The organism is Wolbachia endosymbiont (group A) of Cydia strobilella (assembly GCF_964026745.1).
GTDB classification, from domain to species: Bacteria; Pseudomonadota; Alphaproteobacteria; order Rickettsiales; family Anaplasmataceae; genus Wolbachia; species Wolbachia pipientis.
Map to the genome: position 1 here is coordinate 835,450 of NZ_OZ034694.1, position 12,054 is coordinate 847,503.

The following is a 12,054-nucleotide window of genomic DNA, read 5'->3' on the forward strand; positions in this document are numbered from 1 at the left end:
AACAACTACCCCGCGCGAGCTACTGCAAATGCTGCTTGAATATTTTGATCTACAAAATCAACTTTTGTACTAGGAAGATCACCTTGTTTTTTAATATGGCAAATTGTTTGAGAGCCATCTTTCCAGTGAATTATTATTTTATTATCAAAATTTCGTAATGTTGCCTCAACCTTTTTTTCTTTATTATCTTTTTCTTCCAGCTTAATAGATTCTAATAAATAATATAAGAATTCACTTGGTTTACCGTTGATTTTTTCTTTCCATTCATCTGTTTTTTCTTGTTCAGATTTTTTTTGCTCTAACTTTTCCTTCTTTTGCTGCAGCTTATTTTGTTCTGCTTCCAGCTCTAACTTTCTAACTGTGTCACGTAGTTCTTTGACTTTATTTTCTAATACTAATAATTTATTAGTATTATTTCCATTGTTAGCTTCTAAATCAGGCGTACTTGGTTGAGCTTGCTTCTTTTTTATTTCTTCTAATTCATTCCTTACTACGTTTAATTGCTTCTTCAATTCCGTTTTTTCCTTTTCTGTATCCTCTTTTAACTTTTTTAGCATGCTAAGGAACTCGTTATTATTAGACTGCGTAGTTGATTGAAGCCAGCCTACAAAGCGGCTTGGTTCAAATCGTTCAATTTTATCTTCAGCAATTTTAATAGCATTCTCTAACCTAGAAAAAGTACCTTCAATATCTAGTGAATGTGCTTTTTTTGTCAATTCTTTAGTGTTGTTTAAAACTTCTGAAATTTCTGCATGTAGCCAATCTAAATCTTTTTTGATGTCTTCTCTGATTTTTTTTAGGTGATCAAGCGTTTCTTTAATGTTAATATTTGCAGGCTTTAAAAGACTATTATCAAGTAAATCGCAAGCTTTTTTAAGGTTACTGTCAAATGAGTTGCAAAGCGGACTAAGTAGTTTTTTCATTAGAGATATTAGTTCATTTTCCCTTTTACCAAGCTTATTTTCTACTACTGATACAACCATGCCCTTTCCAGACCAGTATGGAAATAGAAGACCTAAAGAACTGTGTTTTCTAATAGTATGATTTTCATGATCCACGCTATTACTTATTAGATTGCTAAGTGTTGATATGATGCATAAAAGAATAGCGACTAATAAAGCTATTAATATTATTGGAGCATGAATGGATTGTGATATTGCTGAAACTACTATAATAGTACCAAATACATATGATCCAGTAAACAAGAGAATCCTATTTCTATTTTCTGCTTCTATATCTTCTAGTATTTCTCTCTGCGTCTTAGAATTTGGTAAAACTATTGAAAGCTTTTTCCTCTTACGATCTAAATTTGTTACAATTTCAATTTTTTCGGCTTCTTGAACAATCTGGCTGTACTGTTCATCAACTTGATAGTTTCCTATTTTTTTATCTATTTCATTCTCTTTTATTTTTTGTGTATTTATAAAGTTTATAACAGCAGTAAATAAGAGAACTATAAGAGGAATAAAGGCAAGAGGTGCTGGCGTGAACGCAAACCCAGCAATACTTACTGTAACAGGCTGAATAGAAAAGGCAGTAAATGCTATAAGAGTAGCAATGGTACTTGCTATCGATATAGTACCAGAATACTTTCTTATAGAGCTCAAAATTCTACTGGGCTGGTCAGAAAGTTTTCTAAATCCTAAAAAATCAAAATAGTCTTTGAAAGGATCTTGAGTGTCTGTAACCATAACATTTTTCTAGTTTAAACTTATTTAGGTATACATTAACCAAACCTTAAAATCAAGTTTCTTAATTTTTCAACATGTGCCAAGGCCTATTGGAGCGCACTGTATTAATCTTTACGTAACGATTTGTTAACCAAACAGAATGTGTGCCATACGTTTCTAGATCAGCATGTTTAATAATTTTAGTGTTGCAAGCTGAATAGTCGAACTCACTTAATTGAATTATTAAATCAACTTTATCACAATTTTCTGAAATATCTTCTTTTTTATAAGCAAGTAGCACTGATTTATTATTTCCTTTATTATATATACAATCATAATCTTCACACTGTAGCCTTTTATTTGAATTGTTATATTTAGTATGATTCAAAATTTGGTTCTGCCCATTTTGTTTCGCCCATGTTTTGACAACAAAGTTCCTATTTTTTCTGGTGAGAGAATATAGTAAGTTATCACTTTCTTTTACAGCAACATTATCAGCACTGATTAGGATGTCGGGGGTTTTATATGCGGTGCTAAAGCAAATACCCAGCACAATAAAGAAAATTCCGAAGAAGCGCCAATTTCTTTCCCACAAGCACAGCCACAATAACCCAAATGTTATTATAATAATTGATGAGGCAGGAAAAGTACGAATGGGAATAACCAAATACTGAAGACTAGCGATAGCGTTTGTTATATACAAAATACTGTCAATTGGGTGCTCTATAAATGGTGCTATAATCCATTCAACACCCAAAGGAATCAACAAAACATAGATTATTCCAAGTGGAATAATAATTAATGTAACTATTGGTATAGCAACTAAATTTGTGATAATGCCACTAATTGAAAAATAATTAAAATTGTATATCGTGTACGGAACAGTTGCTAAACTTGCTATTACTGAGCTGATCATTATCGATACAAAATATTTCATTATTTTTGTTTTGAACAATCTATTAGCATTAATTTGATAACTGGCAACCAGTGCCAAAACAGCAGAAAATGACATCTGAAAGCCAGGCTTTAAAATTGCTTCTGGTTCTACTGAAAGTATCACTGAAGCAGCAAACGCAATTGCTATTAACCCTCGATATTTTCTCTCTATCATTGTTGCAACGAGTACTAAAATCACCATAATGTAGGCACGCTGAGCAGAAATTTGCATACCGGTAATCAATAAATAAAACGTGGTTGGCAAGATAGTAAGGAATGCAGATATTTTCTTGGTGTTATACTTAAGAGTCAAAGTTTCAGATATTGCGAATAAATTACGAAACACTACAAAAAACAGACCAGCAACGAATGATAAATGCAAACCAGATATGGCAAACAAATGTGCTATACCTGAATCTCGTATCGCGTCCATAGTTTTTTGATCTATGCCATCTTTTTTACCGATCAGTAATGCAGAGATTATATCCGCATGTGGTTTCTTGATATTTTGCTGCAGGTTTTCATAAATGTATTGACGGAAAGATTCTATATATTCTTGAAATTTCCTTGCTTCAGCCTTTTTGTGCAGGGCTATTTTGCTTGTTGCAAAGCCTGTTGCACTTATTTTCTGGTAATATGCTATTCTTGCAAAATCGTATGCATACTCCGAGGGCGCAATCTTTAGAGGGAAGAGTTTTGCTGATAATTTTACTTGATCGCCTATTTTAATGCCTTTTTCCACTTTGGTTCTAACTGATATTCTGATGTTATCTAGAGCTCTATCCGGTGTCATTCCAGCGCGTGACGCTGGAATCCATATCTTTTTTTTCTGGATCCCAGTATCAAGTACTGGGATGACAAAAGGGGGCGCTGGGATGACAGGAGAGGATTTTGAGATAGTAGGGGATTTTTCAACAGAAAGCAGAAATTGTTTATATGAGCCCCTGTCGTTAATATCCTTCACTGTGGCAACGATATCTTTTACATATCTCTCTTTATCAAGAATTTGAGTATCAACTAAAGCTGTTCTTAATTTACTAGCTGTAAATCCTATGAGCACTGCAATTAAAGCGATACACAATATCGCGTACCTTTTATACAATATTGCAATCAAAATTAGTGTGGGTAAAAGCAAAAGAAAAATAGATATGCAGCTTGGTTCAAAACTTAGGGAAAAATAGGTTAGAATTCCTACACACTGAAAAACAGGAAACCACAGTATCAAGTTATATTGTTCATTGCGCAGATTGTTACGTATATAACTAACTATTATGTCAAGAAAAGTTAATAAGTGTGTCGATATTTGCATGTGGTGAAATTTTATTTTTCTTTTTTCATTATTTGTATATATAATAACTAAATAAGCAACGACGCGGGATGGAGCAGCTCGGTAGCTCGTCAGGCTCATAACCTGAAGGTCGTAGGTTCAAATCCTACTCCCGCAACCATTTTTAAGGATATAGTTGTTCCACTTTCCAATCGCTTCCCTCAACAAGAGTGTATCTAAATCTAATATGCTTCCTATATTCACCTTCTTGCCAAAATTCAATTACTTTTGGGATTACGCAAAATCCCACCCAAAAATCAGGACGAGAAACTTGTGTATTGTGAAATTCTTTTTCCTTCAATTTTATAGCTTGCTCAAAATCTTGCCAATCTTTCAGAATGCTCGATTGTTTTGAGCACCATGCGCTAATTTGACTACCCAGCGCTCGAGAAGAGAAGTATTTGTCAGTTCTTTCATCGTTTAGAAGTTTAACCTCTCCTTCAATTCGCACTTGCCTAGCAAATTCTATCCAATGAAACACTAACGCAGCTTTGGGGTTCTCAGTCAATTCTTTCCCTTTTTTACTGTTTACGTTAGTGAAAAACACAAAACCTTCTTTGCTATATTCCTTTAGTAATACCACTCTTGCAGATGGAATACAGTCTTTGCTACAAGTTGCTAGCGTCATTGCAGTTGGTTGTTCACACGGAGAATTAAGTACTGCTTTGTACCACTTTGAAAACAAATCAAATGGATCTTTTTCAAGTGAAAATATCATATCAAAAAATAAAATCTTAATTCTGGCACGCGTTGCAAAAATAAGTGCTACGGCCATTTTGTCGTATAAGTGTTATGATATTATTGCAAATCTTGCAAGGTTTTTGAACTTTACCATATACGTAAAAGTTATTTTGAAAGTATCCAGCAGATCCAGATGGCTGTGCATAATCTTTCAGTGTTGAACCACCTGCAGCAATTGCATCACTCAGAGTATTTTTTATTTCAGCAGCAAGTTTTTCGCACTCTCTATAGGTCAAGTTTTTTGCTGACCTGAGTGGTGATATACGGGCTCTAAACAAGCTCTCAGAAGCATATATGTTGCCTACGCCAACTATTGATTTATTGTCCATTAACGCTGATTTGATATTCACTTTTTTGTTTTTCAGCAACTCCTGTAAATAGTCTCCACTGAATTCATCCGTGAGGGGCTCTATTCCAAAATCGCTAAAAAAATCCGTTTCTTGTTCTTCATTTAAAACGATAACTAATCCAAATCTTCTTGGGTCATTAAAAATTATTGAAGTATTGTCAGAAAATAAAAATACCACGTGATCATGCTTATTCCGCATTTGATCGTGGTCAGCATATATAAGCTTTCCGCTCATGCCAAGATGTATGATTACAGCCATACTATCTGTATTCCAGATTATATACTTACCTCTACGCTTGATATCGTTTATAACTTTGCCCTTTAGCAAATCATCAATATTTTTTGTTATTGGTACACGCAAATTCCAATTATTTACTGTAACACTGCTTATTTGCTTGTTTTTAATTTTATCAAGCAAAAAATTAGAGATTACTTCCACTTCCGGTAGTTCTGGCATCTTGTCTACTCTGTTGCTGTTTTTTTCTTTTTACAATATTTTGCTTTAAAGCTTTTGCCAATCTTTTTCTCTCTTCTTCTTTTTCCTTATTTTTTTTTATGTTATTCATTATCATAATACGTGAACTTGCCGTTGTAGCTCAGGTGGTAGAGTACGTCATTGGTAATGACGAGGTCCCAAGTTCGAATCTTGGTAACGGCACACTGATTATACTTATAATATTGCATAACTTGTAAGCAAGGCTTAAAAGAAAGTTAAAGAGGTAAGTTGTCATGCTTTTTCCATATCCTTTCTACCTTCTTGTTTTTGAGTAGCTCTAATGCTTTATAAAAGTGATACCTTGTTTTACTTGGCACTATAATGTCATCAATGTATCCATGTGATGCAGCAAAAAATGGATTAGCGAACTTTTCTTTGTATTCTTTGATTAACGTTTGCTGATCTTTTTCGTGTCGAAATATAATCTCAACTGCACTTTCAGGGCCCATCACAGCTATTTCAGCAGTTGGCCAGGCATAATTTATATCACCTTTTAGATGTTTCGAATTCATAACAATGTATGCACCACCATACGCTTTTCTAGTGATAAGGCTAATTTTCGGCACGGTCGCTTCAGCGTAAGCGTAAAGCAGTTTCGCTCCGTGTTGTATTATATTATTGTATTCTTGATTTGTACCCGGCAGAAATCCTGGAACATCAATAAGTGTGATGATGGGAATGTTAAATGCGTCACAGAATCTTACAAACCTCGCAGCTTTTCTTGAAGAATCAATATCCAAACATCCTGCAAGGTGCATAGGTTGATTTGCAACAATACCAACAGTGTTTCCTCCAATTCTACCAAAACCAATTATGATATTACGAGCAAAATCAGGTTTTAACTCAAAAAATTTCCTTCCATCACAAACTTTTTCAATAAGTTCATACATATCATAAGGAGTATTAGGATTGCTAGGAATCAGAGTATTTAAAGATTCATCAATATCATTAACTGAATCACAGGTTGATTTAGGTTTCGGTGATTCTTGATTATTTGCTGGTAAGAAAGTAAAGAATTCACGCATTTTTAGCAGCATTTCAACATCATTATTGAATGCAAAATCCGCTACTCCTGTTTTGCTTGTATGAATTTTTGCTCCACCGAGGTCTTCGAAACTTACATCTTCGTAGGTAACCTTTTTTACTACATCTGGCCCGGTTATAAACATATATGAACTGTTTTTCACCATGAAAGTAAAGTCAGTTAATGCTGGGGAATAAACTGCACCTCCTGCACATGGGCCCATAATTAAAGAAATTTGTGGTATAACACCCGATGCATTTACGTTTCTTTGAAAAATTTCTCCATAACCAGCAAGAGAATTTACTCCTTCCTGAATTCTGGCTCCACCAGAATCATTTAGTCCGATAATTGGAACTCTGGCATTAATTGCCATATCCATAATTTTGCATATTTTTTTTGCATGTGACGCACCAAGTGAACCACCAAAGACAGTAAAATCCTGAGAATAAACAAAAACTTTTCTGCCATAAATAGTACCATGACCAATCACTACCCCATCACCTAAAAAATTAGCATTTTGCATGCCAAAATCATTTGCATGATGTTTTACGAATTTATCGTATTCTGCAAAAGAACTTTCATCGAGCAATATACTGAGCCTTTCTCTAGCAGTTAATTTCCCTTTTTCATGTTGTTTGGTAATCCTGTCAGAACCGCCTCCTTTTTCAGCTTCTAGTGCTTTGGTTTTTAGATTTTCTAGTATTTTAAAGTCTTGCATACAATAAAGTAGTTTTCAAATTAGTTGTAGACTTTATTAAGTTTACAAACCCTACTAACTATACACATACACTATTGCTATATGCAACAATGTATGTATGATAATTGTTAATGCTCTGGTGATTCATGGTCACTACTTTGAAAATGTTGCGATGTGTCAACACTTTTCATATTAGAAAGAGGTGGACTAACTGCACTGCTTTTCGTTTGTGCAAAACTTTTAGCAGCTTCAACAACCTTGCTTATACGAGGTTCTTTTTCTAGCTCTTTTAGGTACTTTGAGAAGATTTCACAACTTTTGTCATCCATATGTACCATTATTTTACCAAAACTTTCAGCTTTTTCAGAAGATAAAATCATTTCGATCTTTTCATCGCCTACCCTAAAGGTCATTTTTACTTTGCCTTGCATATCATGATATTGCCAGCTTTTTATTCAGATTAGATTATCTCCTTCTCCTATTCGCAATGCACCATATTCTAAGTCCTTAAATTCCGGGGAGTTCATAAATTTTGCAGGAGTGATCACACTTTTTTCTGGACACTGTACATAATAAAATTTATTATCTCTTTCTACTACAATTCCTTTTTTTTTGTCATTTTCAATACTATCACTTACAATTTGTTTTAGACGTGACAAATATTCGCCGCGTTCTTTCAGTATATCTTCTGGCAATAATCTCCGAACTTCTTGGCTCACATCAGTGCCTGTTGAAACTAGATTAAACATTTCTAACATAAGAGGCCGTAGTTTTTCTTTTCCAGTCTCAGTAACATTTTTATCTTGCTCCATGAGGTGGTATAAGATCAGTATCGAATAATCTATTATTGATGACTTTTTTCTCCTTGGAATACATCAACACTAAACATGACCTTGTGCTTTTTTGCATCGTCTATAGATTTTTGAAGTCTCTTTGCTATGTTTTCGATAGCTTCATCATTAGGTAAGTGTTCAGGCAATGGCGTCAACTTAAGGAAAAATATCAGCGATAGTGTATAAAATTTCTCTCTAAATTTTTTATCATTAAATTATCCAAAGAGTGCAAGGGACAGCACTTTTGTTTCTATTTTATTGCAACAAAAAAGTTTAAAATGTGTCTTTTTTAGGTGAGGCATGCAAAAAGGAAAAGATCTTATCTTACAAATTAAAAATGCAATATACTCGAAAACTTTTCAGAAAATCCATTGTGTTGAGTTTTACACGAACAAGAAAACTTCCTTTTTCGACAGTATTTTCTATGATTTTAAAGTTAGTTAAAAAAAGTTTGGGAATAGAATGTGAACTTATGGAGCCATTGACATGTACCCTCAAAGCAAGCTTTTTCTAAAGCAAGATATAAGATTTGCCATACAGGCTTTCAAGAATCTAAGCATCCAAACAGCCTATCAGGATGAACCTGAGTTGGAGAGGCTATAGACTTATTGCAGCAGATGGTTCTGGTATGAGATTACCCAGCTCTGGGGAAATTGTATCCGAGTTTGAACCAAATGGAACAACAGGCACCATTGGCAATTTGTTTGTTGATTTGTGTACTTCATTGATTTGCAGTGCTCGTCTTGCAGCTTGGAATATAGGTGAACAAACGTTGGCGGCAGAGCAATTACCCGAAGTTATCACTCAAATGCGTTTATTAAATCAAGAGAAATTATTATTTATCTATGATCGTCTTCAGTAAAATTCATTCAGCAGCATTATAATTTGGAAGTAGATTTTATTTTTCGCTTGCAAAAAAGAAATTATAGTAAGCTATGGGAACGCTGGCGAATTAGATTTTGATTTTATATTAGAAAATGAAAAGCTAAAAAATAAAATGAAAGGACAGAAAGTAAGAGTTATAGTGCTGACATTAGCCAACTGAGAAACAGAGTTTTTGACCGAGACTTTGGAGCAAAGCTTATGTGTTAAGGTGGCACATAGAGAAGTGCTATAAACGACTCAAAGTAGGAGCAGAGTTAGAGAATTTTTCTGGAGAGGCTGTATTACAAGAATTTTGGGCAAACTTGGTCATGTGCAATATATTATCGCTTCATATATGTGATGCACAAGGGCCTTGGAACCCAGATCAAATTACTGAGTATCGTTTAAATTTTTCAGTTTTATTTAGTGTAATGAGACAGAAACTCTATCAGGTACTTATTGCGCCAAAAAACTTTCAAGCCCTTTTTAAGTATACGCGCTAAAGTTAAAATCCGACCGGGACAGCCGCAATAAAGTAGATAAGCCTAAACGCCATCATGTCTTTAGGAGAGTTTGCTAATGAAAGTTCTTAAGTTGACGCCATTGGCTGAACGGATACGGAATGACACCATCCTTTTTTCTGGATTCCAGACTGGAATGACACCTCTGGACACTTCCGTCGTAAAGGAACCAGTGTCAGCTACTCGGATGACACCTTTTTTCTACTTAGTTTGGGTTATGCAAGAAGTCTAATGAAGTGAAAATAAATTTATTTACCAAAATAGAGTTGCCTTGGTCTACAGATCTTAGTTTCTTTATCATTTATCATTTCATACCACTGAGTAACCCAACCAGTGGTTCTTGCAAGTGCAAAAATAGGCGTGAACATATTTGAGGGGATATCAATAGCATTCATTATTATACCTGAGTAAAAATCAACATTTGGATATAACTTACGCACGATAAAATATTCATCCTTTAAAGCTATTTCTTCAAGTTTTTTTGCAATTTTAAGCAGTTCATTATTTTGTTCTAGTTTACTTAGAACCTCATGGCAAGCGCCTTTCAATATACGCGCGCGCGGATCATAATTTTTATAAACACGATGTCCAAATCCCATCAATTTAAATGGATCTTTATCATCTTTAGCTTTTTCGATGAATTTATCTATATCTCCACTTTGCTCTATCTCTTTTAGCATATTTATAACTGCCTCATTAGCTCCACCATGTGCTGGTCCCCAAAGTGTAGCAACTCCTGCAGAGAGGCTTGCAAACAGATTAGAACCAGCCGATCCCACCAATCTGACAGCCGCCGTAGAAGCATTCTGTTCATGATCAGCATGGAGAGTAAATATTTTATCCAGAGCTTTTGCAAAAAGGGCGCTTTTATCATTATCAACAGCATCGCCAAATATCATCTTTAAGAAATTTTCACTGTAACTTAATTCATTGTTAGCATTTATGAATTCCTGATTGTTGATATGCCTATAAATCATTGCAATAATTGTGGAAACTTGCGCTATTGCAGAAATTCCAAAATCTAGGTCTTCACCATTGACATTGTTGCCATGCTTTTCATGATAAGATGCTGACAAACTTGCAAAACATGCAACTAAGATTGACATAGGGTGAGCAGTTTTTGGAAATGCTTTAATTACATTTGTAACTTGCTCTGATACTTTGGATGATTCTTGTATTTTGAGAAGAAATTTTTTGTGTTGCTCTGAACTGGGTAATTCACCATAGAGCAATAAATAAATCACAGCAGTAAAATTATTATTCTCTGCCAAATCAGCTATATTATGTCCCCTATATTTAAGAACTCCTTCATCTCCATCAATGAATGTAATTGTAGAAGAGCATGAAGCTGTAGAAACAAACCCTGGATCGTAAGTGAATAATCCTGTCATCTTATATAAATCCTTGATATTTAACACATCAGGACCTGTTGTTCCGCTTAATACAGGTAGCTCGATTTTTAATCCATTACTTAGTTCTAATAGCACTTTTTTATCCATCACTTAAGCTACTTAAATTTTATACAGAATATACAAACTGAGGAGTATATATTAATACAGTTAACTTTACATTAACCGTATTAAGCGGTCATCAATGCTTTTACTTTTGCATTTAAGCGACTTATTTTACGCGCAGCAGTATTCCTATGAATAACACCTTTATTCACACACTTGTGTAAATTAGATTCAGCATTCCGAAATGCCAGAACAACATTTTCTTTGTCGCCAGACTTGATTATATCAACCAATTTTCTAATAGAGGTGCGAGTTTTACTTTTCCGCATCTTATTTATTAAAGTGCGCTTTGCTATTACCTTTATCATTTTTTTAGCACTCTTATGATTTGCCATATATTAATACCTAAAATACTGTACTTTTCTTTTAATTATAAAGTTTTTTTGTTAATTTGCAATATCAGTTTTTCCTATGGTTAATCTACTGCTTCTCTCTTCAATAATTTTTTCTAAACTTTGCAAGAATTCATTTTTGTTTAACCCAGGATATATTGGGGGCAATATTTCTATTACTGCCTTTCCGGGATTCTTTCTCAGAGAAAGTATGCTTTTTGGCCAAAACAAACCAGTGTTTAAAGCAACCGGTAACACAGGAACAGATAATACGCTATATAAAGCAGCAATACCTGGTTGATATTTTATATTTTGGTTTATAGTTGTTCTTGTACCTTCAGGAAATATTATTATGCTTCTATTTTCTTTTATACGCATTTTTGCTAGTTTGATTATATGGCGTATAGAACTGATACCATCTGAACGGTTAATAAAAATCATTTTCAGCGCTATAAGATGCAAACCAATGAATGGAATCCATTTCAATTCACGTTTTAAAATAAAAACCGCTTTTCTAAATAGTAGTATAAAAATAAATGTTTCAAATGGAGATTGGTGTTTAGATGCAATGATAAAAGGTTGCTTAGGGATGTTTTCCATTCCCCTCACTTCATATTTAATGCCACATAATAAACGCAGCATGAATAATACAACTCTCACCGAACAGACGAGGAAAATGGTTATTACACACTCAGAAAAGAAAATTACAGGGAGAGTAATGAAAGTATAGAATACCTCCCATAATATAAG

At 34.1% G+C, this 12,054-nt stretch carries 12 protein-coding genes, 2 tRNA genes and 1 pseudogene; 4 read left to right on the top strand and 11 right to left on the bottom strand.

Going from position 1 to position 12,054, the window contains the following annotated elements; all coding sequences use genetic code 11:
- Nucleotides 1-5: 5 nt before the first annotated feature.
- Together AAGD76_RS04125 and AAGD76_RS04130 are read right to left on the bottom strand one after the other, a co-directional pair.
- Complete coding sequence (locus tag AAGD76_RS04125; protein ID WP_341820413.1) at nucleotides 6-1,691, bottom strand: hypothetical protein; 1,686 nt, start codon at nucleotides 1,689-1,691, stop codon at nucleotides 6-8.
- 61 nt (nucleotides 1,692-1,752) lie between these two features.
- Nucleotides 1,753-3,915 carry a ComEC/Rec2 family competence protein gene (locus AAGD76_RS04130; RefSeq protein WP_341820414.1) on the bottom strand — a complete coding sequence of 721 codons (2,163 nt, stop codon included), beginning with the start codon at nucleotides 3,913-3,915 and terminating at the stop codon, nucleotides 1,753-1,755.
- A 62-nt stretch (nucleotides 3,916-3,977) separates the two neighbouring features.
- Between AAGD76_RS04130 and AAGD76_RS04135 the strand changes: the two genes are divergently transcribed.
- Nucleotides 3,978-4,054 (top strand) — tRNA-Met (locus AAGD76_RS04135).
- Between the two features lie 3 nt (nucleotides 4,055-4,057).
- Here AAGD76_RS04135 and pdxH read toward each other — a convergent pair.
- Genes pdxH through AAGD76_RS04150 form a run of 3 tightly spaced genes read right to left on the bottom strand, consistent with a single transcriptional unit; the run spans nucleotide 4,058 to nucleotide 5,589 of the window.
- Nucleotides 4,058-4,651, bottom strand: coding sequence for a pyridoxamine 5'-phosphate oxidase (gene pdxH / locus AAGD76_RS04140; RefSeq protein ID WP_022626142.1), 594 nt, complete (start codon nucleotides 4,649-4,651; stop codon nucleotides 4,058-4,060).
- A 16-nt stretch (nucleotides 4,652-4,667) separates the two neighbouring features.
- Nucleotides 4,668-5,480 (bottom strand): bifunctional DNA-formamidopyrimidine glycosylase/DNA-(apurinic or apyrimidinic site) lyase, encoded by an 813-nt coding sequence (gene mutM / locus AAGD76_RS04145; RefSeq protein WP_341820415.1) that lies wholly within the window; start codon nucleotides 5,478-5,480, stop codon nucleotides 4,668-4,670.
- Entirely contained in the window at nucleotides 5,446-5,589 is a 144-nt protein-coding gene (locus AAGD76_RS04150) for a hypothetical protein (RefSeq protein ID WP_341820416.1), read from the bottom strand. Before AAGD76_RS04150 ends, mutM begins: the two co-directional genes overlap by 35 nt.
- A gap of 19 nt (nucleotides 5,590-5,608) precedes the next feature.
- On the opposite strand from AAGD76_RS04150, the gene AAGD76_RS04155 reads away from it, so the two are divergent.
- Nucleotides 5,609-5,681, top strand: a tRNA-Thr gene (locus AAGD76_RS04155).
- A gap of 53 nt (nucleotides 5,682-5,734) precedes the next feature.
- On the opposite strand, the gene AAGD76_RS04160 is transcribed toward AAGD76_RS04155, so the two are convergent.
- From AAGD76_RS04160 to AAGD76_RS04170, 3 genes are all read right to left on the bottom strand, one after another.
- Nucleotides 5,735-7,261: an acyl-CoA carboxylase subunit beta gene (locus AAGD76_RS04160; protein ID WP_341820417.1), complete on the bottom strand. Its 1,527-nt coding sequence runs from the start codon at nucleotides 7,259-7,261 to the stop codon at nucleotides 5,735-5,737.
- Between the two features lie 107 nt (nucleotides 7,262-7,368).
- Nucleotides 7,369-7,671 (bottom strand): hypothetical protein, encoded by a 303-nt coding sequence (locus AAGD76_RS04165; RefSeq protein ID WP_231115838.1) that lies wholly within the window; start codon nucleotides 7,669-7,671, stop codon nucleotides 7,369-7,371.
- A 24-nt stretch (nucleotides 7,672-7,695) separates the two neighbouring features.
- The gene (locus tag AAGD76_RS04170) at nucleotides 7,696-8,052 is read right to left on the bottom strand and encodes a hypothetical protein (protein WP_223823154.1); all 357 of its coding nucleotides are present in this window, start codon (nucleotides 8,050-8,052) and stop codon (nucleotides 7,696-7,698) included.
- A 321-nt stretch (nucleotides 8,053-8,373) separates the two neighbouring features.
- Between AAGD76_RS04170 and AAGD76_RS04175 the strand changes: the two are divergent.
- Both AAGD76_RS04175 and AAGD76_RS04180 read left to right on the top strand, forming a co-directional pair.
- Nucleotides 8,374-9,517 (top strand): annotated as a pseudogene (locus AAGD76_RS04175) (transposase).
- On the top strand, nucleotides 9,517-9,690 hold the full coding sequence (locus tag AAGD76_RS04180) for a hypothetical protein (RefSeq protein ID WP_179943778.1): 174 nt from the start codon (nucleotides 9,517-9,519) through the stop codon (nucleotides 9,688-9,690). The pseudogene AAGD76_RS04175 and the gene AAGD76_RS04180 overlap by 1 nt, the downstream one beginning before the upstream one ends.
- Before the next feature lie 16 nt (nucleotides 9,691-9,706).
- Here the strand turns inward: AAGD76_RS04180 and AAGD76_RS04185 are convergent, their stop codons facing one another.
- From AAGD76_RS04185 to AAGD76_RS04195, 3 genes are all read right to left on the bottom strand, one after another.
- Nucleotides 9,707-10,957, bottom strand: coding sequence for a citrate synthase (locus AAGD76_RS04185; protein ID WP_015589409.1), 1,251 nt, complete (start codon nucleotides 10,955-10,957; stop codon nucleotides 9,707-9,709).
- Nucleotides 10,958-11,037: 80 nt separating this feature from the next.
- The gene (gene rpsT, locus AAGD76_RS04190; protein ID WP_012673338.1) at nucleotides 11,038-11,307 is read right to left on the bottom strand and encodes a 30S ribosomal protein S20; all 270 of its coding nucleotides are present in this window, start codon (nucleotides 11,305-11,307) and stop codon (nucleotides 11,038-11,040) included.
- Between the two features lie 51 nt (nucleotides 11,308-11,358).
- Nucleotides 11,359-11,946: a lysophospholipid acyltransferase family protein gene (locus AAGD76_RS04195; protein ID WP_010081980.1), complete on the bottom strand. Its 588-nt coding sequence runs from the start codon at nucleotides 11,944-11,946 to the stop codon at nucleotides 11,359-11,361.
- Between the last annotated feature and the right edge of the window lie 108 nt (nucleotides 11,947-12,054).

Excerpts from the sequence above, each read along its gene's own strand:
- AAGD76_RS04130 (WP_341820414.1), bottom strand. The coding sequence starts at position 3,915 with ATGCAAATATCGACACACTTATTAACTTTTCTTGACATAATAGTTAGT.
- rpsT (WP_012673338.1), bottom strand. The coding sequence starts at position 11,307 with ATGGCAAATCATAAGAGTGCTAAAAAAATGATAAAGGTAATAGCAAAG.
- AAGD76_RS04180 (WP_179943778.1), top strand. The coding sequence starts at position 9,517 with ATGAAAGTTCTTAAGTTGACGCCATTGGCTGAACGGATACGGAATGAC.
- AAGD76_RS04165 (WP_231115838.1), bottom strand. The coding sequence starts at position 7,671 with ATGCAAGGCAAAGTAAAAATGACCTTTAGGGTAGGCGATGAAAAGATC.
- AAGD76_RS04185 (WP_015589409.1), bottom strand. The coding sequence starts at position 10,957 with ATGGATAAAAAAGTGCTATTAGAACTAAGTAATGGATTAAAAATCGAG.
- AAGD76_RS04170 (WP_223823154.1), bottom strand. The coding sequence starts at position 8,052 with ATGGAGCAAGATAAAAATGTTACTGAGACTGGAAAAGAAAAACTACGG.
- AAGD76_RS04195 (WP_010081980.1), bottom strand. The coding sequence starts at position 11,946 with ATGCTGCGTTTATTATGTGGCATTAAATATGAAGTGAGGGGAATGGAA.
- pdxH (WP_022626142.1), bottom strand. The coding sequence starts at position 4,651 with ATGATATTTTCACTTGAAAAAGATCCATTTGATTTGTTTTCAAAGTGG.
- AAGD76_RS04160 (WP_341820417.1), bottom strand. The coding sequence starts at position 7,261 with ATGCAAGACTTTAAAATACTAGAAAATCTAAAAACCAAAGCACTAGAA.
- AAGD76_RS04150 (WP_341820416.1), bottom strand. The coding sequence starts at position 5,589 with ATGAATAACATAAAAAAAAATAAGGAAAAAGAAGAAGAGAGAAAAAGA.
- AAGD76_RS04125 (WP_341820413.1), bottom strand. The coding sequence starts at position 1,691 with ATGGTTACAGACACTCAAGATCCTTTCAAAGACTATTTTGATTTTTTA.
- mutM (WP_341820415.1), bottom strand. The coding sequence starts at position 5,480 with ATGCCAGAACTACCGGAAGTGGAAGTAATCTCTAATTTTTTGCTTGAT.